Source organism: Methylosinus sp. LW4 (genome assembly GCF_000379125.1).
Taxonomy (GTDB): domain Bacteria; phylum Pseudomonadota; class Alphaproteobacteria; order Rhizobiales; family Beijerinckiaceae; genus Methylosinus.
In genome coordinates this window covers 3,393,906-3,417,081 of the sequence record NZ_KB900626.1, presented here as the reverse complement: position 1 = coordinate 3,417,081, position 23,176 = coordinate 3,393,906, and the positions used below count along the sequence as shown (strand labels likewise).

Genomic DNA, 23,176 nt, shown 5'->3' with positions numbered 1-23,176 from the left:
GGCCGCGCGACTCATCGAAGGCGGAACCATAACGTGGCTATGCTCAGAAAGGAACCATAGCCGACGACATCGGTGACGGTGGTGACGAAGGCGCTGGAGGCGACGGCCGGATCGACCTTCCAGCGCTCGAGCAGCATGGGCACCAGAATGCCGCCCAGCGCGCCGGCGGCGAGATTGGTGAACATGGCCAGCGCCATCACCGGGCCGAGGCCGATCGTCTGGAACCAATTGGCGGCGACGAGCCCGGTGATGAGGCCGAAAGCCGCGCCATTGAAGGCTCCTGTCGCGAGCTCGCGCATTATGATGCGCATGGCGTTGGAGCGCGAGAGCTCGCGCGTCGCCAGCGCGCGCACCGTCACCGTCATCGTCTGCGTCGCCGAATTGCCGCCCTGGCTGGCGACGATGGGCGCCAGCACGGCGAGCGCCACCATCTGCTGCAATTCCGTCTCGAAGGCCTTCAGAACGCTGGAGGCGATGAAGGCGGTGCAGAGATTGACGAGCAGCCAGACGAAGCGGCTCTTGACCACCCACCAGAAGCTGTCGGTCAGCTCCTCGTCGCGGCCGACGCCGCCGAGCGCCTTGATCTCGTCGGAGGCGGCCTCCTGAATGACGTCCACGACGTCGTCGATGGTGATGACGCCGACGAGCCGCTCCGCCTCGTCCACCACGGGAACCGACACGAGATTATAGCGCTCGAAGAGGCGCGCGACTTCCTCTGTGTCCTCGTCGAACTGCACGCGGCGGCGATCCGCCTGCATGATCTCCTCGACGCGCGTCTTGGGATGGGCGCGCACCAGCGCGTCGAGAAAAACCGTGCCGAGCAGCCGATAGGCGGGATCGACGACGAAGACCTCGAAGAAATTGTCCGGCAGCTCGTCCGGCTCGGTGGCGCGGAAGAAATCCAGCACCTCGCCCGCCGACCAGAAGGGCGGCACGGCGATCAGCGTCGTCTGCATCAGGCGCCCGGCCGTGCCCTCGGCGGCCTCCAGCGAGCGGCGCAGCACGATGCGCTCCTGCGCCGGCAACGCCTCGAGGACCTCCGCCTGCTCCTTGGGCTCCAGCGTTTCCAGAATGGCGACGGCGTCGTCGCTCTCGAGCTCGCGCATCGCCTCGGCGAGCGTCGCGACGGGCAGCTCCTCGAGGATGTCTTCTCTCGTCGACTCCCCGACCTCGGTCAGAGCGGCGAAATCGAACTCGTCGCCCATCAGCTCGACGAGGCGCGGGCGCTCCTCATGATCGAGCAATTCGATCAGCGCGCCGACATCCGCCTCATGGAGCGGGGAGACCAGCTCCTTCACATGGCCGGAATCGCCTTCGGCGATGGCTTCTTCCACCGCGGCGACGAAATCGGCGCGCGGCTCGCCGGTTTCCTCGTCGCGAAAATTTCCTTCCGCAGGCGCCGATTTTTCATGGTCTTGCGACATATGGGGGCCTGATCGATGCGCGAGGGAGGCGAGCGGCCGGCGAGACCGGGACAAGGGCTCCCATAACGCGCCACGCCGGGAAAGCAAACCGCCTATGCATGTACTTTCGACTCTTCGTCTCGCCGCGGCTCTGCTCGCGCTCACGCCCGCCGCCTTCTCGCCCGCAGCCGCCCAAGCGGCCGAATGCGGCGCGCAGGCGCTGGGCGTTTCGCGGACGATCGCGATCGACGGAAGCGAGGGATTGGCGCTCGGCCTGCAGACCTATCCGCGCACGCTGGCGCTGGCCGATCACGAGGTCGTCCTGACCTTCGACGACGGCCCCGCCCATGGCGCGACCGAGCGCGTGCTGGATGCGCTGAAAGAGGAATGTGCGCGGGCGACCTTCTTCCTCGTCGGCTCCCATGCGGCGGAATCGCCGGCGTTGGTCCGGCGCATCGTCGCCGAGGGCCACAACGCCGGACATCATTCCTACAGCCATCCCGCCCGCACGCTGCGGCTGATGAGCGAGGACGCCGCGCAGGCCGACATTGAAAAAGGCTTCCACGCCGTCGACGCCGCTGCGGGCTTTCCTGCCGGCGCGCCTTCGCCGCATTTCCCTTTCTTCCGCTTTCCCGGCTTCGCCGACACGCCGGAGCTGGTGCGCTGGCTCGGCGAGCGAAATATCACCGTCTTCGGCGCCGATCTCTGGGCCTCGGACTGGCAGGAGATGACCCCACGCGCCGAGCTGGATCTGGTGATGTCGCGGCTGCAGGCGGCCGGCAAGGGCGTCATCCTGTTCCACGATCCGCGGCCTTCCACCGCGGCGATGATGCCGGATTTTCTCCGCGAGCTGAAAGCGCGCGGCTTTCGCCTCGTTCACATCGTCCCCGGCGAAGGGCCGACGCCGATCGTCCACGCCAAGCCCGGCTGGACCTCGGCGACCGAAGGGATCATCGCCAAGACGCTCGGCCCCAAGGGCCTGCGCAGCGAGCCGCAGGAGGAAGGCCGGGGGGTGAAATCGCGGTAGCGATCAAATCCGCCCGCGGTCGCAGGCGTAGAAGCCCTTCGCGCCCCAGCAGGGGCCGGTCTGGTAGACGGCGCCGAGATCGCGATCCTTGAGCCGCGCGGTCCAGACGCGGCCCTGCCGCAGCTTGATCGTCAGCGGGCCTTCGTCGATCTCGAAGATGACCTCCTTCGGCTCACGCAGGATGCGGCACGATTTGGCGATCACGACGCGGCCCTGGAGCTTGACGAAGCAGCGCGCCTCATATTCCTCGAGCGCGCCCGTAGAAGGAGCGGAGCCCGTCTCGGAGGGCGGCGTCTCCGCCGGCTCCTCGGCCTCCGCGACCGGCGCCGGCGCTGCGGCCGGGCGCGGCGCGGGAGCTCGGACGGGAGCTCGGACAGGCGCTTGGGCAGGAACTTGGGCCGGCGCTTGGACAGGAGCCGGGACAGGAGCTTGGGCGGGAGCCGTGGTCCCCGTCTGCTCCGGGTCCGCGGACGGGACGAAAGGCGCGGCGAGCGGCGGCGCATTGTCGAAGGCGCTGCGCGGCTTGCCCGAAAATTCGCCGAGCGCGGAGGCCGGATAGCCGAGATCGCCCGCTACGCCCGGGGCGGCGGCGACGAGGCCAGCCGCCAGAAGGGCCCCGGGCAGCGCATGTCTCACGCTCATGCCCCTGTCTCCTCGCCTCATGTCCCACATTGCCGCGTCTCATTTTCTATCATGCTGGCGCCGAAGAGATTTTCTACGTGAGCGTGGCGGCGAAAAAGGGCGCGAGTTCGGCGCCGGAAGGGCCGCCCCGTGTCTGCGACGCGCAAGCTCGCGCGCGATGGAGCCCAAGACCGCCCGCAGACCGCCCGAGGACCGCATCCTCGCCGCATTGGCGAGAGAGGATGCGGCCGAACGGCGCCATGCGAGCCGGGCCCGCAGAAGCCGCGACGGATGAGCGGGTTCGATCATGGCCGACTGGAATGCGCTTCTCTATTCGACTTTCGAGACAGAACGCACGCGGCCCGCGCGCGAGCTGCTGGCTCGCATTCCGCTCGAGGCGCCGGGATTCATCATCGATCTCGGCTGCGGGCCGGGCAATAGCGCAGAACTGCTGGCCGGGCGTTTTCCCACAGCCCGTCTGCTCGGCGTCGATTCTTCGCCGGACATGATCGCCGCCGCCCGCGCGCGCCTCCCCGCCGCCGATTTCGCGCTGGCGGACATCGCCGATTTTCGTCCCGACGCGGCGCCCGATCTCCTCTTCGCCAACGCCTCGCTGCAATGGCTCCCCGATCATCGCGCGCTGCTTCCGCGCCTCGTCGCCACGCTCGCGCCCGGCGGCGTTCTCGCCATGCAAATGCCCGACAATCAGGACGAGCCGAGCCATCGGCTGATGCGGGAGGCCGCCGCCGCCGGCCCCTGGGCGCAGAAGATCGGCGACGCCTCGGCGGTTCGGACGAAAATCTTCTCCGCCGAGGCCTATTACGATCTTCTGCACGAAACCGGCTGCGAGACGGATGTTTGGCGCACGACCTACGCCCATCCGCTGGCGGGGGCGGACGCGATCGTGGAATGGGTGAGGGCGACGGGGCTGCGCCCATTTCTCGCGCCGCTGACGGAGGAGGAGGCGCGCGGCTTCGTCGCCGCCTATCGAGCGGCGCTCGCCGACGCCTATCCGCGCCGGGCGGATGGAAAGATTCTGCTGCTCTTTCCGCGGCTGTTCATCGTGGCGCGCCGCAAATGAGCCGCCGCGCGCGCGCCGCGGCTCAGGCGGAGGCTGCGGGCTTGGCCAGTTGCGCGGCGCGGGTCGCCTGCTCGCGGCTCGGCACCATGACCCAGGCCTCGCCGTCCAGCACCACCTTGCCGTCCACCAGGCACTCGCAGTGCAGGCGGGCGCGGCGGCCCTTCTCGATCAGCTCGACGATCTCGACGACGACGTGAATCACGTCGCCGATCTTGACCGGGGCGCGGAAATTCAGCGTCTGCGACAAATAGACCGCGCCCGGCCCCGGCAGATACATGCCGATGACGGTGGAGATCAGCGAGGCCGTGTAGAGCCCATGCACGATGCGCTCGCCGAAGCGCGTCTTGCTGGCGAAATGGTCCGACAAATGGATCGGATTGCGGTCGCCGGAGAGATCGGCGAAGGCGATCACGTCGTCGTCCATGACGGCCTTCATCAAGGTCTCGCGCATTCCGACGGCGAGGTCTTCGAAATAATAGGTCTTGAAGGGCGTCGACATGGATGCGGTCACCGGCCTTTGTCGCCCGGGCGGAAGAGGCCGCCGGGCCGTTTCTCCATCTACCACACCAGAAACGGCGCAAATGCAACCGGTTTGACTCCGGCCCCGGCCAGAAGCGCCCCCATTGCGGCCGCGTCCAGCCGGCGGTCCGGCGGCGGGTAGAGCTCGTCGCGATGCACGCCCTCGGTCAGGAACAGCGAGTCGAGGCCGGCGCGGGAAGCTCCCAGCAAATCCGTGGCCACGCCGTCGCCGATGGCGAGAACGCGGGCGGGAGCCTCGCCGGCGAGAGCGGCGATGCGGCCGATAGCGGCGGCGTAGATCGGCGGATAGGGCTTGCCGGCCATCACCACCTCGCCGCCGAGCGCGGCGTAGCGCTCGGCCAGAGCGCCGGCGCAATAGACCAGCTCGCCGGCGATGCCGACCACAATGTCGGGATTGGCGCAGAGCATGGGCAGGCCGCGCGCGCGCATGCGCTCCAGCGTTCCCGCATAATCGTCCGGCGTCTCGCGGCGCTCGTCGATGAGCCCGGTGCAGACGACATAATCGGCGGCCTCGAGCGGGACGCGGCGGAATTTTCCGCCGAGCAGCCGATCGGCGGCCTCGAAAAGCCCATTGTCGCGCGGCGGACCGAGGTGATGGCACGCCTCGCCGTCGCGCGCGACCATCTGCTCCAGCGTCAATTGCCCGGCGCTGACGAGATCGTCATAGGCGGCGCGCGGCAGGCCGAGGCCGTCGAGCTGCCGGCGGACCTCCTCGCTCGGCCGCGAGGCGTTGGTGACGAGCGCCACCTTGCCGCCGCGGGCGCGGAATTTTTCCAGCGCCTCGGCGGCGACGGGAAAATGCGAGCGCCCGTCGATGAGCACGCCCCAGACGTCGCAGAGGATCGCATCATAGCGATCGGCGAGCTGCGACAGGCCGGAAATCTGCGGAATCGTCATATCAGAACCGCGGCTGCGCGAAGGCGGCGGCATGGGCCTGCGGCGCGACCTGCGAGAACTGGCCCGTGGCCTCGTCCAACGCCAGCAGCCTGCCGTCCATCACGCCGAAATAGGCGCCGTGCAGCGAGAGATAATGGCGCTGCTCCAGCGTCGCGATCCAGGGGAAGCTGCGCAGATTGGCGACGCCCTGCTTGATCGATTCGAAGGCGAGCCGCTCGACATAATCCGGCGTGACGGGGTCTGGAATGGCGCCGGCGCGCTCGGCGGCCGGGGCCAGCAGCTTGATCCAGCTGCCGATGAAATCGCCGGCCGAGAGCGGCCGCGTATAGGGATCGGCCTGGCTCTCCGCATAGGCGCGCACGCCGCCGCATTGGGCGTGGCCGAGAATGACGAGATGCTGCACCTTCAGCGCCATCACCGCATATTCCAGCGCGGCGGAGGTGCCGTGATACTGATTGTCCGGCGCATAGGGCGGCACGAGATTGCCGACATTGCGAATGACGAACAGCTCGCCCGGCCCGGCGTCGAAGATCGCCTCCGGCGCGACGCGCGAATCGCAGCAGCCGATCACCATCGTCCGCGGCTTCTGGCCTTCCGCCGCCAGCTCGTGGAATCTCTGCTGCTCGCTGCGAAACCGCCCGGCGAGAAAGGTCTCGTAACCCTTCTCGAGATGGGCGGGGAGAATGTCGCCGGGCTGCTCTGTCGGGCCGGCTTCGGTCATATTCGCTCCCTGGACACGGCCGGGCGATGGCGCGCCGGCGGCGGCTCCTTTATTGTGGAGCGCGACCGACGAGGCAAGGGGAGAAAAAGAGAGCCATGATTTCGCGACCGCGACGCAGCGTGCTGGCCATGCCGGGCTCCAACGCCAGAGCGCTGGAGAAGGGCAAGACGCTCGCAGCCGATGTGCTGATGTTCGAGCTCGAGGATGGGGTCGCCGAGGCCGCCAAGGAGACGGCGCGCGAGCAGGTCGTCGCCGCGGTGAAGGGCGGCGGCTATGGCACCCGCGAGATCATCGTGCGCGTCAATGTCTTCGATTCGCCCTGGTACGCCGCCGATATCGCCGCCGTCGCCGCGGCGGGGCCCAACGCCATCGTCGTCCCCAAGGCCAATAGCCGCGAGGATATTCTGCGCGCCGCGCGCGATATGAAAGCCGCCGGCGCCCCCGCCCACACCACGCTCTGGGCGATGATCGAGACGCCGCGCGCGCTCTTCGACATTGAGAAAATCGCCAGCGCAGCCGAGGAGGCGCCGCTCTCGGCCATGATGCTGGGGCCGAACGACATCGCCAAATCGACGCGGGCGCGGCTGACGCCGGGCCGTCCGGCGCTGGTCGCCTGGCTCTCCGCCTCGGTGCTGGCGGCGCGTCTGCACAATGTCGATATCATCGACGGCATCTACAATGATTTCAATGATCTCGACGGGCTGCGCCGCGAGGCCGAGCAGGGCCGCGACCTCGGCATGGACGGCAAAATGCTGATCCATCCGGGCCAGATCGCCACGGTGAACGAGGTCTTCGCGCCCTCGCCGGCCGAGATCGAATTCGCGCGCAGAATCGTCGAGCTGTTCGACGCGCCGGAGAATGCGGCGATCGGCGTCGCCCATATCGACGGCCGCATGGTCGAGCGCCTGCATCTCGACGGCGCGCGGCGCACGCTGGCGCTCTACGCCGCGGCCTGAGCGGCGGCCTATCGGAGAGGCGGGGGCGACGCGCCCTCGCCTTCTCCTGTTTCGCTCGCCCGCGTTTTTCCGTCCAGCAGGCAGCTCACCGTCACATCGCCCATCACATTGATCGCCGTGCGGCAGCGATCCAAGAGCCAGTCGACCGTCAGCAGCAGCGCGATATAATCCGTCGGCAGCGCGACGGCGCGGAACACCATGGTCATGGTCACGAGACCGGCCTCTGGAATGCCGGCCGCGCCGACAGAGGCGACGATGGAGGTCAGCACCACCAGAAATTGCTGGCCGAGCGTCAAATGCAGCCCCAGCAATTGCGCGACGAAAAGCGCCGCCATCGCCTCATAGAGCGCCGTGCCGTCATTGTTGAAATTGGAGCCGACCAGCGCGCCCATGCTCGCCGATTGCTCGCGCAATCCGACGCGCTCGCGCAAGAGCTCATAGGTGAGCGGCATGGTCGCCGTGGAGCTGCCGGTCGAAAAAGCCATCAGCAGCGCATCGCGCATGCCGGCGACCACATGCAGCGGGCGCGCCCATGAGCCGAGCCTGATGCGCAGCAGATAATAGAGGAATTGCAGCGCCAGCGCGGTGACGACGGCGATGAAGAATCCGCCGAGCGCGAAAAAATCGCGAAAGCCCTTCACCCCGACGATGCTGGCGATGAGGCCGAAGACGGCGAGCGGCACGACATCGATGATCCAATGCAGAATGGCGATGAGGCTCGTCAGCGCCACATGCACCAGATCCTCCACCGTGCGTACCTCATGCGTGCGCAGCCCGCGCAGCGCGACGCCGAAAGCGACGGCGATGAAGATGACGCCCATCACCGCGCCATTGTCGCCGAAAGGTCCGAGAAGACTCTTGGGCACGCTGTCGAGAAATTGCGTCAGCGGATCGGCGCCGACAGCCGCGGCTTTCTCCGCGGGCGCGGCGGGCGCCGCCGTCGTCCAGGCGCCGGGCTGCAGCACATTCGCAACGGCGAGGCCGATGAGAATCGCGACGAGCGTATTGGTGAACAGCAGAGCGACGAGGCGCAGCGCCTGCCCGCCGCCGAGATGCGCGCGCATGAGCGCCTGCACGATGGCGAGCAGGATGAGCGGCGGCGCCAGCGCGCCGAGCAGACGCAGAACGAGCTTGGCCGGCGTCTCGAGAATATGCGCCGAATCGCCGAGCGCGAGGCCGGCGCCGACGCCGAGCGCCACCGCGACGATGATGCGAGAATAGAGCGGAATGGCGCGCCAATGCGCGATGAGGCCGGTCTCAATCGATCGCAATCTTTCGTCCTCCAATGATCGCCGACATGAAAATGACGCGAATTGTCAACCTTATAGGCCTAGTCCCGGCGTCTCGGGAGTCCCATGCTCGGCGCGTCCTACGCTCTCATCGTCAATGTCATGATCGCGGCGCTGTTCGCCGCGAGCTTTGTCTTCGTCGCGCTGGCCAATCCGGCCGACCGCCGGGCGCTGTGGTTCGCCGCGAGCTATATGCTCGGACTGTCGGCCCCGCTGAGCCTTTTCGTCATTCGTTTCGACGTCTGGCCCGATTTCTTCGGCGCGCTGAACTATGTGGGCTTTTGCGCGGGCCTATTCTTGATGGCGGCCTCGCTCGCCCGCTTCTACGGTCGCGGCCCGCGCTGGAGCGCCATCGCCATTCTCTATTGCGCCGCGCTGCTCAGCGGCGCGGCGATCGGCGAATGGCCGCAGGACAGTCTCGCCTTCAACCTCGTCTATCAGACGCCTTATGCTCTGGCGACCGCCTGCTGCGGCTGGATCATCCTGCTCGCGAGCCGACGCGGGGCGCTCGAAGTGGCGCTCGCCGGCCTCTATGGGCTGATCGCAGCGCATTTCATCGCAAAGCCATTTTTCGCGACCGCCTTCGGCGTCGGCCGCACGCCGAGCGAATATGTCGCCAGCTCCTATGCGATCGCCTCGCAATCGGCGACCGGCGTTCTGCTGATCGCAGCCGGGCTGCTCACCTTGCTCATTGTCGCGCAGGAGGCGATCGCCGAGGCGCGCCGGGCGGCGGAGACCGATCAGCTGACGGGGCTCCTGAACCGGCGCGGATTCGACCTCGCTTGCACGCCACGGCTCGCGAGCGCTCGAGCCAGGCGCGATCCGACGACCGTCGTTCTTCTCGACCTCGATCACTTCAAGCGGGTCAATGATCGATTCGGCCATGCGGTCGGCGACGAGGTCTTGCAATATTTCGCCGCCCTGCTGCGGCTGACGGCGCCGAAAGGCGCGCTCGCCGGCCGGATGGGAGGAGAGGAGTTCGTCGTTTTCCTGGCAGACGCGCCGCTCGCTCGAGGACGGCGCATCGCCGAGACGATCCGACAGGCGGCGGCGCTGAACGCCACGCCGCGCCTGCCACAGATCACCGTCAGCATAGGCGTCGCCGAAATCGCCGCGGACGAAACCTTCTCCCAAGCGATGAGCCGCGCGGATGAAGCGCTCTATCGCGCCAAGACGCTGGGCCGTGATCGCGTCTGTCTCGCCAGTCGGGCGGGCGTGACGGAGAGCCATAGCTAGACGAGAGCCGATCGTCGCGCCGCCCTTCGTCGCTCGCTATATTGTCGCCGCCCCATGTCGCATCGAAAGGCCGAGCCGGAATGATCCGCGAAATAGCCCTTTCCCTTCTCGCTCTCGCCGCTCTCGCCTCGCGCGTCTGCGCCGCCCCCGCCGCGGAGCCGAAGTCGCAATACAGCTCTCTCCAGAATTGCCCCGCGGTCGATCGGCTGAAGCTCGCGAGCCGCACGCTGGCGAGGGGCGACAGGACCGCGATTTTCCGCTGCGCCGGCGTCGGCGGCTTTTCCGTCTATGTCGTGGACGATGATCCGCGCAGCTTCCTCGTGCTCGAGCGCGGCAAGACGCTCTATTCGCTGGAGCGGCCCATGGCCTCGGCCTTCTCGCTCGGCAATTTTCCCAATGTCACGGGCGCGAAGCAGGCCGAGTGGCGGCTCGATCCCGCCGGCGCGCCAGCCGGGCTGATCGTGCGCGTCGCCTATCAGCGCGCCGACGGCGCCGCGGCCTCCACGCTCATGGTCTTCGATCTGCGCGGCGAGCCCGTTGTCATCGGCGCAGCGAAGACGAATGAGGAGGCGCGCGACCTGATCGACGGCATGCTCGTCGCCAGAACGCTGGAGGAAAAGCTGTCGCGCGAATGCACCGCCATCTATGTCTCGCTCTGCAAGGGATTTGCGCCCGGCCCGGAAATGCTCGGCGACTGCTTCGACGCGCGGCCCGAGATCGCCGACGAGATTCCGCAAAAATGCGTCGCCGACTTCCAGACCAATGTGGAGAATTATCACCAGGCCAAGGGCGGCCACTGACCGAGGCTGTCGGGCTCGTCGCGCATGAGCGCGACGAGATCACGCCGCCTTCTTCTTCTCCGCGATCGACACCAGCGTGCGCAATATGCGACGCGCGCCCTCGAGACGGCTCTTCATATCGGCGAAATCGCGGATGAAGACGATTCGCATGTCCGGCCGCACCTTGGCCTGCGTGCTCGGCTCCATCACATAGCGCGCGAGGCCGGCGGGATCGGCGAAATTGCCCTCGCGGAAGGCGACGATGACGCCCTTCGGCCCCGCCTCCAGCTTCTCCACATGCGCCCTGCGGCACAGCGCCTTGATGGCGACGATCTTGAGCAGCAGCTCCACTTCCGGCGGCGTCGGGCCGAAACGATCGATGAGCTCCGCCGCGAAGGATTCGATGTCCTGATCCGTCTCCAATGTCGAGAGACGCCGATAGAGCTGCAGGCGCAGAGTGAGGTCCTGAACGTAATCTTCCGGTATCGTCACCGGCGCGCCTATGGCGATGGTCGGCGACCACGCCTCCTCCTCCGGCTCCTCTATGCCGGCCTTCAGCAGAGTGATGGCGTCGCCCAACATCTGCTGATAGAGCTCATAGCCGACCTCCTTGATATGGCCGGACTGCTCCTCGCCCAAGAGATTGCCGGCGCCGCGAATGTCGAGATCGTGACTCGCGAGCTGGAAACCGGCGCCGAGCGTGTCGAGGCTCTGCAGCACTTCGAGACGCTTCTGCGCTTGCGGCGTGATGGTCTTATTGGCGGGCGTGGTGAACAGCGCATAGGCGCGCGTCTTGGAGCGGCCGACGCGACCGCGCAGCTGATAGAGCTGCGCGAGGCCGAACATATCGGCGCGCCAGACGATGAGCGTGTTGGCGGTCGGAATGTCGAGGCCGGATTCGACGATCGTTGTCGAAAGGAGAATATCGAATTTCCCCTCGTAGAAAGCTGTCATGCGCTCTTCGAGATCGCCGGCCGCCATTTGCCCATGCGCGGTGACGAATTTCGCCTCCGGCACGGCCTCGCGCAAAAAGGCGGCGGCGTCTTCCAGATCTTCGATGCGCGGGCAGACGAAAAAGGCCTGGCCGCCGCGATAGCGCTCGCGCAGCAGCGCCTCGCGCACGATCAGCGGATCGAAGGGAGAAACGAAGCTGCGCACGGCGAGGCGATCGACCGGCGCTGTGGCGATGAGCGACAATTCGCGCACGCCGGTCATGGCGAGCTGCAATGTGCGCGGAATGGGCGTCGCCGAGAGCGTCAGCACATGCACCTCGGCGCGCAGCTCCTTCAAGCGCTCCTTATGGCCGACGCCGAAATGCTGCTCCTCGTCGATGATGACGAGGCCCAAGTCTTTAAAGGAGATCGCCTTGCCGAGCACGGCATGGGTGCCGACGACGATATCGACCGTGCCATCCGCAATGCCCGCCTTCGCGAGGCGCGTGTCGGCGCTATTGGTCATGCGCGACAATTGCGCGATGCGAATCGGCAGGCCGGAGAAACGCGTCGAGAAGGTTCGGTAATGCTGGCGCGCGAGCAAGGTGGTCGGCACGACGACCGCCACTTGCCGGCCATTGATCGCCGCGCAAAAGGCGGCGCGCAGCGCCACTTCCGTCTTGCCGAAGCCGACGTCGCCGCAGACGAGGCGATCCATCGGCCGGCCCGAGGCGAGATCGTCCAGCACGGCCTCGATCGCCGCGGCCTGATCCTCCGTCTCGTCGTAAGGGAAGCGCGCGCAAAATTCGTCGTAGAGACCTTCCGGCGGGACGAGCTTATTCGCCTGCCGCAGGCTGCGCTGCGCCGCGATCGCGATGAGGCCCTTGGCCATCTCGCGAATGCGGTTCTTCATCCGCGCCTTGCGCGTCTGCCAGCCGACGCCGCCGAGCTTGTCGAGAACCGCCTCCGTATCCTCGGAGCCGTAGCGCGTCAAAAGCTCGATATTCTCGACCGGCAGATAGAGCTTGTCGCCGCCGGCATAGTGAATCTCGAGGCAGTCGTGCGGCGCGCCGGCGGCGGTGATCGTCTCGAGGCCGATGAAGCGGCCGATGCCGTGATCGACATGCACGACGAGATCGCCGGCCGAGAGCGCCGCGACTTCGCCGAGCAGATTTTCCGTATGCTTGGTCTTGCGCCGACGCCGCACGAGGCGGTCGCCGAGAATGTCCTGCTCGCCGAGAATGGCGAGGCCTTGCGTCTCGAAGCCATGCTCGACGCCGAGCACGGCCAGCGCCGCCGCGCCCTTGCCGAGCGCCAGAGCGGCGGGCAGAGAGGACACCGTCTTCAGATCGCGCAGCCCATGCTCGGCGAGCACGCTGCCGAGACGCTCGCAGGAGCCGTCGGACCAGCCGGCGACGACGACGGTTCTGCCGGCGCCGCGCAGCGATTTCACATGGGCGACGGCGGCCTCGAAGACATTGGCGTTCTCGTCATTGCGCTCGGGCGCGAAATCACGGCCGGCGCGCGCGGCGCAATCCACCGTCTCCTTGCCGGCGCCGTCCGGCGCGGCGAAGGGCGAGAAGGTCGCGAGGCTGCGCCCCTCGAGCTTGCCGCGCCATTCTTCTATGGTGAGATAGAGCTGGTCCGGCGGCAACGGCTTGTAATTGGAATCGGCCGGCGCGGCGTCATAGGCGAATTTGCGGGCGTCGTAATAATCGGCGATCTGCGTCAGCCGCTCGCCGGCGGCCTCCTCCACCAGCGGATCGAGCAGCAGCGGCGCCTCGCCCACATAATCGAAGACGCTGCCCATGCGCGCATAGAACAGCGGCAGCCAATGTTCTGCGCCCTGATGGCGGCGGCCCTCGCTGATCGCCTCATAGAGAGCGTCGCCGCGCGTCTGGCCGCCGAAGCGCGTCGTGTAGGCTTGGCGAAAGCGCCGCATCGTGTCGCTGGTGAGCCGCAATTCGCTCATCGGCACGAGATCGAGCGAGCGCAATTGCCCGGTGGTGCGCTGGCTCTCGGGATCGAAGCTGCGAATCGATTCGAGCGTGTCGCCGAAGAAATCGAGGCGGATCGGCCCCGGCATTCCCGGCGCGTAGAGATCGACGATGCCGCCGCGCTGGGCGTATTCGCCGGTCTCGCGCACGGTGGAGGAGCGCAGAAAGCCGTTGGTCTCCAGCCACAGCGCCAGCTCGTCGAGACGCACCACATTGCCGGGCGCGGCGGAAAAAGTGTCGGCGGCGACATTTTCCAGCGGCGGCACGCGCTGCAGCAGGCAATCCACCGTGGTCATGACGACGCGGGGCCGCTCTGCCGAGGATTTGGAGCGGGCGAGGCGCGCCAGCGCCGTCATGCGGCGGGCGGATATAGCGGCGTTGGGCGAGACGCGATCATAGGGCTGGCAATCCCAGCCGGGAAAATCCAGCGCCTCCACTTCCGGCGCGGCGAATCGGAGCGCCTCGCGAAAGGCCGCCGAGCGCTGCGCGTCGCGCGCCACATGGACGAAGACGGCCGGCCGCCCTTCCGCGACGCGGGCCAGCGCGCGGGTGAGATCGGCGGCGACGAAAGCGTCGAAACCGTCCGGGACATTCACGAAGCGGAGCTTGTCGCCTTTTTCCAGGCGGGCGACCGCGGATTTGAGATCGGTCATCGGAAGGTCGGACTTTTTATGTCTGTTCGAATTCGCATGTTCTCGCGGAGCATGCTCTCAAAGATCGATCGGCTTCTCATGCGTGTGGAAAGCCGCGATCCGGCGGAAGAGGGGCGTGTCATAGCGCGGGGGAACCGGCTCGGCGCGCGACAGCCAGCGGAAGACCACGTCATCCTCGGCGTCCAGCAGCGCTTCGAGATCGTCGAGCTCGGCCTCGGGCAGAGAATCGACCGTGGCGTCGACGAAACGGCCCATCAATATGTCCATCTCGCGCATGCCGCGGCGCCAGGCGCGAATTTTTATGCGCTTGCGGCGAATGTCGGGATCGTCTGGCGTCGAGTGGCTCAAGGGCGGAAATCCGCGGGCGGACAGGGGCTGAGTACAAGAATGCGCGCGCCGGGCCGCCATTTCGGGCGCCGGCGCGAGACCGCAGGAATTAGCGCAGCCGGCGCGGAAAAGATAGATCATCCACAGCCTGTGCGAAGCCGTGCGAGACTGTCGTCGAGACAGTTGCAATCACGCTTCGATTACGGCATAAGGACCCCCGTCGCGTCGCCGCGACACGGATGCGGGTGTAGCTCAGGGGTAGAGCACAACCTTGCCAAGGTTGGGGTCGAGGGTTCGAATCCCTTCGCCCGCTCCAAAAATCATCGCTTCAGATGATAGGCGAAGCCCTCTGGGGCCTTTCCCGCTGTCCGCCTCGAGGCCGACAGCGTCCTTCTCCCGACGTATCGAAACTTCCGCCTCTAGGCCGCCTTCTGCTGCGCGGAACGCTCGGCCGCGCGCGTCTCGAGGGGCGCGAGCCGGAAAGACCGGGGCCTCTCGAACAAAAAGCGGAATCGGCCCCGCTCGGTCACGCGATGCAGCAGCAGCGGGAAGACGACGCCGGCCATTGTGACGATGAGCGAGGCCAGGCCCACGCTGTCCACGAGATCATGATCGACGATGAGCTTGCGGGCAGCCGCCATCGGCAGGAAGAAGCCGAGATAAATGGCCAGCGAATTGGCGCCGCAATATCGCAGCCATTCCATCGAGGGAAGATCGGCGAGCAAAGCGGCGCCGGCGACGACCGCCGCCGCGCCGGCGAAGCCCGTGACGAGGCTCATCAGCGGCAGCGAGGCGAGCGTCTGATAATCGGCGAAGGGCGTGGACGAGAAAGCGAGAGCCGCATCGGCCATCGCCCAGCCGAGCAGCCAGCACAGCGCCGCGCGGGGATAACGCCGCGCCGATTCGGCCAGAGCGAAGACCCGCGGCGCGAAAAGATAGCCGGACAGAAAATAGACATAGCGCGCGGCGAATTCGTCGGGAACGGCCCAGCCGGTCTCGATCGGCGCCGCCTCCAGCGCAGCGGCCGCCAGCAGCATGAGCGGCGGCGGAACGAAGCGCAGGAGCTTGGTCGCGACGAAAAAGATCGGCAGCAGATAGATGAACCACAGGGTTCCGAAGGGCTCGACCAAAGCGAGCGCCAATTGTCCGAGCACGGTCAGCGGATCGGCGCCCGGCCGCAGCGCGCTCTTGAACAGCCATTGGATGAAAAGCCACAGACAATAGAAATAGGCGAAATGCGCGACCTTTTTGTCGAGATAGCTCCGCCAGTCCTGATCGATGGCGCGCGACAGAAACAGCCCGGCGATGAAGAAGAAGCCGGGAATGCGAAACGGCTTGGCGAAAGCCACCAGCCAATGCGGCAGCCCCTCGCCCCCCATGGCCTCCCCGACGCCGAGCGCGGAGTGCATCATGACGACGAGGATGACGCTGATCCCTTTCGCATTATCGATCCACGCGATCCGAGCTTCTCTCATCGGCGCCCACCTCCACGCCGCTGGCGGACGCAGCAGAAATGCGCGCGCTTCGCGGAGCGAATTCGCTGAATAGCCGAGGAAAGTTACGGAAGTCTCCGCATAAGATGCAGCTCGCCCGCGGGCGTCGCGCTCATTCGGCGAAGGGCGATCAGGGGCGGTGGGCGCTGGCGGAGGGGGCGGGATTCGAACCCGCGATACGGTTTCCCGTATACACACTTTCCAGGCGTGCGCCTTCAACCACTCGGCCACCCCTCCAACGACCCTGGCCGGCTCGGAATCGGCCCTGGATCGGCGCGCACTATATTCACAAGCCGCCAGAGTGCAAATCTTTCCGTAGGGAAATCCACGCCGAAGCGACATTCTCTCGCCTCGTGGCGGCCCGGCGTGGACAGACGGCCCGGCGCATTCTATTCAGAAGCCTTCCCTCGGGGCTCGAAAGCGCCATGCTGCGATTGATCGTCCGATTTCTCGGTCTCCTCCTTTTGGCCGGCGGATTCGCGGCCCTCATCGTCGACGGCACGCGCTCGCTGGCCGGGGACGGGCTGCATGTCACTCCGCTCAGCGAAGGCGCGGCCGATCTTTTTCCGGCGCAGATGAAGGCCTTTCGCATCGCGCTGGAGCAGAAAGCCCCGCAAATCTGGGGCTCCGTCGTCTTCGCTCTGCTGCTCGCGCCTTTGAGCCTCACGCTCACCGGCCTCGGCGGCCTGCTCATTGCATTGAGCCGCAAGCGCCGCCGGCCGATCGACTATCCGCTCCGCTGAACGCCCTTTCGCCGCCGGCGCCGCGGGGCCATATCGGGGTCTCGGCCCATCTCGAGCGAAAGGTCGACAAAAATGACCGATCACTTCGTCAATCATCATCCGATCGAAGGCCCGTTTCCGCCGGGATTGGAACAGGCCGTCTTCGGCCTCGGCTGTTTCTGGGGCGCGGAGCGTCGCTTCTGGAAGCTCGGCGAGAGCGTCTACACGACCGCGGTCGGCTACGCCGGCGGGACCACGGAGAACCCCACATATAAAGACGTGTGCACGGGCCGCACCTTCCATGCGGAAGTGGTGCTCGTCGTCTTCGACCCCGCGAGAATCTCCTATGAGGAGCTGCTGCGCGTCTTTTGGGAGAGCCACGACCCGACGCAGGGCAATCGGCAGGGCAATGACATAGGCACGCAATATCGCTCGGCGATCTTCTGCTATTCCGACGAGCAGCTGCGGATCGCCGAGGCGTCCAAGCGCGCCTATGGCGAGGCGCTGGCGGGCCGAGGCTTCGGGCCGATCACGACGCAGATCGCCCCGGCCCCGCACTTTTATTACGCCGAGGAGTATCACCAGCAATATTTGGCGAAGAACCCCGACGGCTATTGCGGCCTGGGCGGCACGGGCGTCGCCTGCCCCGTGGGGCTCGGCGTCGATCCGGGCTGAATTCAGCTCATCTATCGCGCCTTCAACACCTCACGGCATTCGCCGGGCAGCTTGGCCATGGTCATGGGCGGCCATGTCTTGGTGGATTTCTTGGGGTGCAGCGCCTCATCGGTGAACCACCAGGCCAGGGATGAATCGCAGCCGTCGCCCGCCGGCACGGGGTCCTGGTCCTTGCAGCTCTCGGCGTCCTTTGGGCAATAGAGCCTGATGTGGAAGTGGTAATTGTGCCCGAACATGGGGCGCACCTTGGCGAGCCAGGAGCGGTCGCCCGTCGCCTGCCGGCACAGCGCCCTTTTGATGGCGGCGTTGACGAAGATGCGCTGCACCTCCGGCGCGCGCGCCGCCGTGCGCAGAACGGCGAGATGGCCCTCGGTCCACACCTTGGAATCGATATCGAGCCGATCTTCGCGCACCATATCGGTGGCGGACAGCTCCTCCCGCTCGGCGCGGGACAATTCCCGCTGCGGCATGGGGGTGAGCCAAATATCGGCGTCGAGGCCGATCTGATGCGAGGCGTGGCCGGTGAGCATAGGCCCGCCGCGCGGCTGCGAAATATCGCCGATGAGCAGGCCCGGCCAGCCGGAGGCCTGCGACGCCGCCGGGGCGAGGCGCTGCAGAAAGCCGATGAGCGCCGGATGGCCCCAGAAGCGATTGCGCGACAGGCGCATGATCTGCCAATTCGGGCCGTTCACGGGCAGCGCCTCGGCGCCGGCGAGGCAGCCGTGCGAATAAAAGCCGATCGGATCGGGATCGAGCGGGGCGGGGCTGGTGGCGCGGCCGAAGAGCTCCTTGGCGGGCGTCGCGGGATCGTCTGGATGGGCGAGCGGCGGCAAGGGCTTCGGGTCCAGCGTGCCCTTGTCCTGCGCGAAGGCCGGCGCGATCGCGGCGAGCCAGAGAACCAATGCGGCCGATCTTTGCAGGATCATTTCTGCGGCTTTCATGGCGAAGTGAGGGACGGGAAGCGAGAATCGGACAGATTCTGGGCGCTTTTCGGTCTTTTCGCCAGTCCGCGCAGCATCGGAAAGAGAAGGCGAATCGATTCGCCTCGTTTTTTGGCTTTCGCGTCAACCTTACCGTCGGATATAGATTGCCCCTAGGTAGGAGGCGCCATTTTATGCCGCCCTAACTGTGCGGCGTGTGTCTCGTGTTTGTCGGGGAGTGTTGTGATGCGTTGTTTCAAAGCCCTCGGGCTCGTTCTCGTTGCGATGTTCGCATCGATCGGCGCGGCGCAGGCGACCGTGCAAATCCATATCGATCTTTCCACCCAGAGAATGCAGGTCGAGTCCTCCAAGGGCTCCTATAGCTGGCCGGTCTCGACCGCTCGCGCGGGCTATGTGACGCCGCGCGGCACCTATGCGCCCACCGGCCTGCAGAAAATGCATTATTCGCGCAAATATCACATGTCGCCCATGCCGCATTCGATCTTCTTCAGCGGCGGCTATGCGATCCACGGCACCTATGCGACCGGCGCGCTCGGCCGTCCCGCCTCGCATGGCTGCGTGCGCGTCTCCCCGGCCAACGCCGCGACGCTCTACAAGCTGGTGCAGGAGGAGGGCGCGCAGATTTCCATCACCGGCTCCTCGCCGGCGACGCGCTACGCCGCCCATAAGCCGCATCGGACCAATGTCGCGAGCCTGCATCGGCCGCATCGCTCCCATGCGCTCGCCTATGGTCCGGGACAGCGCTATCGCTCCGTCACCAGCGTGAAGAGCTGGCAGTCGGCGCCGATGACGAGCCCCTTCGGCAACTGACGCTTCGCGGCTGATGTTCAGCCGCGCGACAGGCTGGACGGCTCGGCGGCGAATTCGGCGACGACCCAATCCTTCAGCGCGGCGACCGCCGGCCGGTCCTCCGCGCCGAGGGGATGGACGAAGTCATATTGCAGGCCGTCGAGCACGGGGCCGAAGGGCTGCACCAGCGCGCCGGAGGCGAGCTCGGCGGCGACCAGCGGCAGGCTGGCCAGCGCCACGCCTTGACCGGCGACGGCGGCGCGTATGGCGCTCTCCTCGTCGGCGACGACGGTTCCGACCTCCGGGTCGAAGCTCTTCGCGCCGCGCTCATCGGCCCAACGACGCCAGCTCGCCAGGCGCGGGCCATTGGCGCGCGGCCCCCATTCGCGGTGAATGAGCGTCGCGCCGGCGAGATGCTTGGGGCGGCGAATGTCGAGTCGCGGGCTGCATACGGGCGCATAGCGATCGGTGAACAGCGGCGTCGCCACCTGGCCGGAATATTGGCCGACGCCGCAGCGGATCGCGGCGTCCGCCTCGCCGGCGCGCAAATTGGCCGGACGGTCGGAGGCGTGCAGCCGCAAATCCCAGCCCGGATTCTGGCCGCGGAAGGATTCGGCGCGCGGCGCCAGCGCGCGTGAGGTGAAGGCGACCGTGGCGGAGAGGGTCGCGGCCTGCTTGCGCTCGGTCGGGCGCCGCGCGCGATCTATGGCCTCGGCCATGGAATCGAAGGCGATGCGCAGATCGAGATAGAGCGCCAGACCTTGCGGCGTCAGCGCGACCTCGCGCGCCTTGCGCGTGAAGAGACGCAGGCCGAGGTCGGTTTCGAGACCTTTGATCTGATGGCTGATCGCCGTCGGCGTGACGCCGAGCTCGGCGGCGGCGAGCTTGAAGCTCTCCCGCCGCGCGGCCGCCTCGAAAGCGCGCAAGGACACAAGCGAGGGCAGAGCCCGCATCGCCGCCTCTCATGGATGAGATTTATTCATCTCATGGAGGCGAATGCGCTGCTTGTCAAAAGCTTTGCTGTAAGATGATGAATGAATTCAACTCATCCATCAGGAAGGGCGCTCTTCCTTCTCCCGCGAGGCGGGAGAAGGCAGCCCGGCGAAGCGGGGTCGGATGAGGGGTCGTGCAAACGAGCCGTTTCGAATTCAATCAAAAAGCGGCGAGCGACTCGCCCTGCGGCAGGGACCCTCATCCGACCCCGCTTCGCGGGGCCACCTTCTCCCACGAGTGGGAGAAGGAGAAAGCCCGCCCTTCGTCAGTCGGCGAGCTGGCGGAGCACGTAGGGCAGGATGCCGCCATTCTTGAAATATTCGAGCTCGTCCAGCGTATCGATGCGCGCCAGCAGCGGCACGCTCGCCTGCTTGCCGTCGGGATAGACGATCTCGGCCGTCAGCGTCTGGCGCGGGGCCAGCGTGTCGCCGGCGAGGCCGCGGATCGTCACCTTCTCCGCGCCGGTGAGGCCGAGCGAGGCCCAGCTCGTTCCCGTCTCGAAAGTCAGAGGCAGAATGCCCATGCCGACGAGATTGGAGCGATGGATACGCTCGAAGCTCTGCGCGATCACCGCGCGTACGCCGAGCAGCATTGTGCCCTTTGCCGCCCAGTCGCGCGAGGAGCCATTGCCATATTCGGCGCCGGCGAAGACGACCAGCGGCGCGCCCTCCTCGGCGTATTTCGCGGCGGCGTCATAGATGGAGAGCGTCTCGCCATCGGGGAAATGCTTGGTGCTCCCGCCTTCCGGCACATTGCCGGCGTCGTCGCGCAGAATATGGTTCTTGATGCGGATATTGGCGAAAGTGCCGCGCATCATCACCTCGTGATTGCCGCGGCGCGTGCCATATTGGTTGAAATCCGCCGGCGAAACCTGGCGCTCGGTGAGCCAGCGCCCCGCGGGCGAAGCGGCCTTGATGGAGCCCGCCGGCGAGATGTGGTCGGTGGTGATCTTGTCGCCGAAGAGCGCGAGAATGCGCGCCTCGACGATATCCGTGACGGGCTTGGGCTCTTTGGTCAGCCCCTCGAAATAGGGCGGGTTGCGCACATAGGTGGAGCCGCCCGACCATTTATAGGTCTCGCCCGAGGGGGCGTCGACCTTGCGCCAATGCTTGTCGCCCTCGAAGACATCCGCATAAGTGTCGCGGAACAGCGAGCGGGTGACATTCTTGCGGATATATTTCTGAATGTCGGCGTTGCTCGGCCAGATGTCGCGCAGGAACACCGGCTCGCCATGCTTGTCGGTTCCGAGCGGCTCCTTGGTCAGATCCTTGGCGACCGAGCCGGCCAGCGCGAAGGCGACGACCAGCGGCGGCGAGGCGAGATAATTCGCCTGCACGTCCGGGTTGACGCGCCCTTCAAAATTGCGATTGCCCGACAGCACAGCCGCCGCGACAATGTCATGATCGTTGATCGTCTTGGAGACGGGCGCAGGCAGCGGGCCGGAATTGCCGATGCAGGTGGTGCAGCCGAAGCCGACGAGATTGAAGCCGAGCTTGTCGAGATCCTTCTGCAGGCCGGCCTTGTCGAGATATTCGGCGACGACGCGGCTTCCCGGCGCGAGCGAGGTCTTTACCCAGGGCTTCACCTTCAGCCCGCGCTCATGCGCGTTGGCGGCGAGCAGGCCGGCGCCGATCAGCACGCTGGGATTGGAGGTGTTGGTGCAGGAGGTGATCGCCGCGATGACGACATCGCCATGGCCGAGATCGTAATTCGTTCCCTCGACCGAGAAGCGCTGCGTCACATCGCCGGGCTTCTTATATTCAGTCGCGAGCGCGCTCGCGAAAGCGGTTCCGACATCCTCGAGCGCGACGCGGCCCTCCGGGCGCTTCGGCCCGGCGAGGGACGGAACCACGGTCGAAAGATCGAGCGAGATGGTGTCGGTAAATTCCGGGTCGGGCGTGTCGGCCTCGCGGAAGAGCCCTTGCGCCTTGGCGTAGGCCTCGACGAGATCGATGCGGGAATTGGAGCGGCCGGACATTTTCAAATAGTCCAGCGTCTCCTCGTCCACCGGGAAGAAGCCGCAGGTCGCGCCATATTCCGGCGCCATATTGGCGATGGTCGCGCGATCGGCGAGCGAGAGATGCGGCAACCCCTTGCCGAAGAACTCGACGAATTTGCCGACGACGCCCTTTTTGCGCAGCATTTGCGTGACGGTGAGCACGATGTCGGTGGCGGTGACGCCCTCTTTCGGCTCGCCCGTCAGCTCGAAGCCGACGACCTCGGGAATGAGCATGGACAGCGGCTGGCCCAGCATGGCGGCCTCCGCTTCGATGCCGCCGACGCCCCAGCCGAGCACGGCGAGGCCGTTCACCATGGTCGTATGCGAATCGGTGCCGACCAGAGTGTCGGGATAGGCGTATTCGATCGTCTCCTTCTTGCCGTCCGTCTTGATCTTCTCTTTCTTCGTCCAGACGGTCTGGGCGAGATATTCGAGATTGACCTGATGGCAGATGCCCGTGCCGGGCGGCACGACGCGGAAATTGTCGAAGGAGGACTGGCCCCATTTCAAAAAGCGATAGCGCTCGCCATTGCGCTCATATTCGAGCTCGACATTGGCGTCGAGCGCTTTCTTGGTGCCGAATTCGTCGACGATGACGGAATGGTCGATGACGAGATCGACCGGCACGAGCGGATTGATCTTCTGCGGATCGCCGCCCAATGCGACGAAAGCGTCGCGCATGGCGGCGAGATCGACGACGGCGGGAACGCCGGTGAAATCCTGCATCAGCACGCGCGCCGGACGGAAGGCGATCTCACGCTCGGCCTTGCCCTTCTCGGTCAGCCATTTGGAGAAGCCTTCGATATGCTCCTTGGTGACGGAGCGGCCGTCCTCGTTGCGCAGCAGATTCTCGAGCAGCACGCGCAGCGAATAGGGCAGGCGCGAGACGCCCTCGAGACCATTGGCCTCGGCCGCCTTCAGCGAGAAAAAGTGATAGGCGTCGTCTCCGACCTTTAGCGTCTCTAGGGCTTTGAAACTGTCGAGTGACGGCATTTCGCGCTTCCTTCGCTTGGAGTCGATGACAGGCGCGGACAGCCGTCATTGCGAACGAAGCGAAGCAATCCAGAACCGTGGGCCACGGCTCTGGATTGCTTCGTCGCTTCGC

General features: G+C 66.3%; 20 protein-coding genes and 2 tRNA genes. 9 read left to right on the top strand and 13 right to left on the bottom strand.

The window, feature by feature from the left end:
• Positions 1-11: 11 nt before the first annotated feature.
• Positions 12-1,424, bottom strand: a complete 1,413-nt coding sequence (mgtE, locus tag METLW4_RS0117010; protein ID WP_018267436.1) for a magnesium transporter — start codon at positions 1,422-1,424, stop codon at positions 12-14.
• A 94-nt stretch (positions 1,425-1,518) separates the two neighbouring features.
• Here mgtE and METLW4_RS0117005 point away from each other — a divergent pair, with 94 nt between their 5' ends.
• The gene (locus METLW4_RS0117005) at positions 1,519-2,430 is read left to right on the top strand and encodes a polysaccharide deacetylase family protein (RefSeq protein WP_018267435.1); all 912 of its coding nucleotides are present in this window, start codon (positions 1,519-1,521) and stop codon (positions 2,428-2,430) included.
• A 3-nt stretch (positions 2,431-2,433) separates the two neighbouring features.
• On the opposite strand, the gene METLW4_RS26610 is transcribed toward METLW4_RS0117005, so the two are convergent.
• Complete coding sequence (locus METLW4_RS26610) at positions 2,434-3,072, bottom strand: hypothetical protein (RefSeq protein ID WP_026191580.1); 639 nt, start codon at positions 3,070-3,072, stop codon at positions 2,434-2,436.
• 286 nt (positions 3,073-3,358) lie between these two features.
• Between METLW4_RS26610 and tam the strand changes: the two genes are divergently transcribed.
• A complete protein-coding gene (tam, locus tag METLW4_RS0116990) occupies positions 3,359-4,132 on the top strand; it encodes a trans-aconitate 2-methyltransferase (protein ID WP_018267433.1) in 774 nt (257 codons plus the stop codon).
• A gap of 22 nt (positions 4,133-4,154) precedes the next feature.
• Here the strand turns inward: tam and METLW4_RS0116985 are convergent, their stop codons facing one another.
• From METLW4_RS0116985 to METLW4_RS0116975, 3 genes are read right to left on the bottom strand one after another with little or no spacing between them, the layout of a single operon-like run.
• The gene (locus METLW4_RS0116985) at positions 4,155-4,631 is read right to left on the bottom strand and encodes a MaoC family dehydratase (RefSeq protein ID WP_018267432.1); all 477 of its coding nucleotides are present in this window, start codon (positions 4,629-4,631) and stop codon (positions 4,155-4,157) included.
• Positions 4,632-4,690: 59 nt separating this feature from the next.
• Positions 4,691-5,569 carry a TIGR01459 family HAD-type hydrolase gene (locus METLW4_RS0116980; protein WP_026191579.1) on the bottom strand — a complete coding sequence of 293 codons (879 nt, stop codon included), beginning with the start codon at positions 5,567-5,569 and terminating at the stop codon, positions 4,691-4,693.
• Position 5,570: 1 nt separating this feature from the next.
• Positions 5,571-6,290: a carbonic anhydrase gene (locus METLW4_RS0116975; protein ID WP_018267430.1), complete on the bottom strand. Its 720-nt coding sequence runs from the start codon at positions 6,288-6,290 to the stop codon at positions 5,571-5,573.
• Positions 6,291-6,385: 95 nt separating this feature from the next.
• On the opposite strand from METLW4_RS0116975, the gene METLW4_RS0116970 reads away from it, so the two are divergent.
• Positions 6,386-7,246, top strand: coding sequence for an HpcH/HpaI aldolase/citrate lyase family protein (locus METLW4_RS0116970; protein ID WP_018267429.1), 861 nt, complete (start codon positions 6,386-6,388; stop codon positions 7,244-7,246).
• Positions 7,247-7,254: 8 nt separating this feature from the next.
• On the opposite strand, the gene METLW4_RS0116965 is transcribed toward METLW4_RS0116970, so the two are convergent.
• On the bottom strand, positions 7,255-8,517 hold the full coding sequence (locus METLW4_RS0116965) for a dicarboxylate/amino acid:cation symporter (RefSeq protein WP_245258467.1): 1,263 nt from the start codon (positions 8,515-8,517) through the stop codon (positions 7,255-7,257).
• An 84-nt stretch (positions 8,518-8,601) separates the two neighbouring features.
• Between METLW4_RS0116965 and METLW4_RS0116960 the strand changes: the two genes are divergently transcribed.
• Positions 8,602-9,771 (top strand): GGDEF domain-containing protein, encoded by a 1,170-nt coding sequence (locus METLW4_RS0116960; RefSeq protein WP_018267427.1) that lies wholly within the window; start codon positions 8,602-8,604, stop codon positions 9,769-9,771.
• 80 nt (positions 9,772-9,851) lie between these two features.
• The gene (locus tag METLW4_RS0116955; protein WP_018267426.1) at positions 9,852-10,571 is read left to right on the top strand and encodes a hypothetical protein; all 720 of its coding nucleotides are present in this window, start codon (positions 9,852-9,854) and stop codon (positions 10,569-10,571) included.
• 39 nt (positions 10,572-10,610) lie between these two features.
• Here the strand turns inward: METLW4_RS0116955 and mfd are convergent, their stop codons facing one another.
• Together mfd and METLW4_RS28565 are read right to left on the bottom strand one after the other, a co-directional pair.
• The gene (mfd, locus tag METLW4_RS0116950) at positions 10,611-14,132 is read right to left on the bottom strand and encodes a transcription-repair coupling factor (RefSeq protein ID WP_018267425.1); all 3,522 of its coding nucleotides are present in this window, start codon (positions 14,130-14,132) and stop codon (positions 10,611-10,613) included.
• A gap of 57 nt (positions 14,133-14,189) precedes the next feature.
• Positions 14,190-14,480, bottom strand: a complete 291-nt coding sequence (locus METLW4_RS28565) for an FAD assembly factor SdhE (RefSeq protein WP_026191578.1) — start codon at positions 14,478-14,480, stop codon at positions 14,190-14,192.
• Between the two features lie 220 nt (positions 14,481-14,700).
• On the opposite strand from METLW4_RS28565, the gene METLW4_RS0116940 reads away from it, so the two are divergent.
• Positions 14,701-14,775 (top strand) — tRNA-Gly (locus METLW4_RS0116940).
• Between the two features lie 103 nt (positions 14,776-14,878).
• Here METLW4_RS0116940 and METLW4_RS0116935 read toward each other — a convergent pair.
• Together METLW4_RS0116935 and METLW4_RS0116930 are read right to left on the bottom strand one after the other, a co-directional pair.
• Positions 14,879-15,934, bottom strand: coding sequence for an acyltransferase family protein (locus METLW4_RS0116935; RefSeq protein WP_020493750.1), 1,056 nt, complete (start codon positions 15,932-15,934; stop codon positions 14,879-14,881).
• A 165-nt stretch (positions 15,935-16,099) separates the two neighbouring features.
• A tRNA-Ser gene (locus tag METLW4_RS0116930) sits at positions 16,100-16,189 on the bottom strand.
• 188 nt (positions 16,190-16,377) lie between these two features.
• On the opposite strand from METLW4_RS0116930, the gene METLW4_RS0116925 reads away from it, so the two are divergent.
• Positions 16,378-16,695: a hypothetical protein gene (locus tag METLW4_RS0116925; protein WP_018267422.1), complete on the top strand. Its 318-nt coding sequence runs from the start codon at positions 16,378-16,380 to the stop codon at positions 16,693-16,695.
• Positions 16,696-16,767: 72 nt separating this feature from the next.
• Positions 16,768-17,349 (top strand): peptide-methionine (S)-S-oxide reductase MsrA, encoded by a 582-nt coding sequence (gene msrA / locus METLW4_RS0116920; protein ID WP_018267421.1) that lies wholly within the window; start codon positions 16,768-16,770, stop codon positions 17,347-17,349.
• 11 nt (positions 17,350-17,360) lie between these two features.
• Here the strand turns inward: msrA and mepA are convergent, their stop codons facing one another.
• Complete coding sequence (gene mepA, locus METLW4_RS0116915; RefSeq protein WP_020493749.1) at positions 17,361-18,275, bottom strand: penicillin-insensitive murein endopeptidase; 915 nt, start codon at positions 18,273-18,275, stop codon at positions 17,361-17,363.
• 240 nt (positions 18,276-18,515) lie between these two features.
• Between mepA and METLW4_RS0116910 the strand changes: the two genes are divergently transcribed.
• Positions 18,516-19,100, top strand: coding sequence for a L,D-transpeptidase (locus METLW4_RS0116910; RefSeq protein ID WP_036293450.1), 585 nt, complete (start codon positions 18,516-18,518; stop codon positions 19,098-19,100).
• 17 nt (positions 19,101-19,117) lie between these two features.
• On the opposite strand, the gene METLW4_RS0116905 is transcribed toward METLW4_RS0116910, so the two are convergent.
• Together METLW4_RS0116905 and acnA are read right to left on the bottom strand one after the other, a co-directional pair.
• Complete coding sequence (locus tag METLW4_RS0116905) at positions 19,118-20,032, bottom strand: LysR substrate-binding domain-containing protein (RefSeq protein ID WP_026191576.1); 915 nt, start codon at positions 20,030-20,032, stop codon at positions 19,118-19,120.
• A 305-nt stretch (positions 20,033-20,337) separates the two neighbouring features.
• Positions 20,338-23,064, bottom strand: coding sequence for an aconitate hydratase AcnA (gene acnA, locus METLW4_RS0116900; RefSeq protein WP_018267417.1), 2,727 nt, complete (start codon positions 23,062-23,064; stop codon positions 20,338-20,340).
• Positions 23,065-23,176 lie beyond the last annotated feature (112 nt).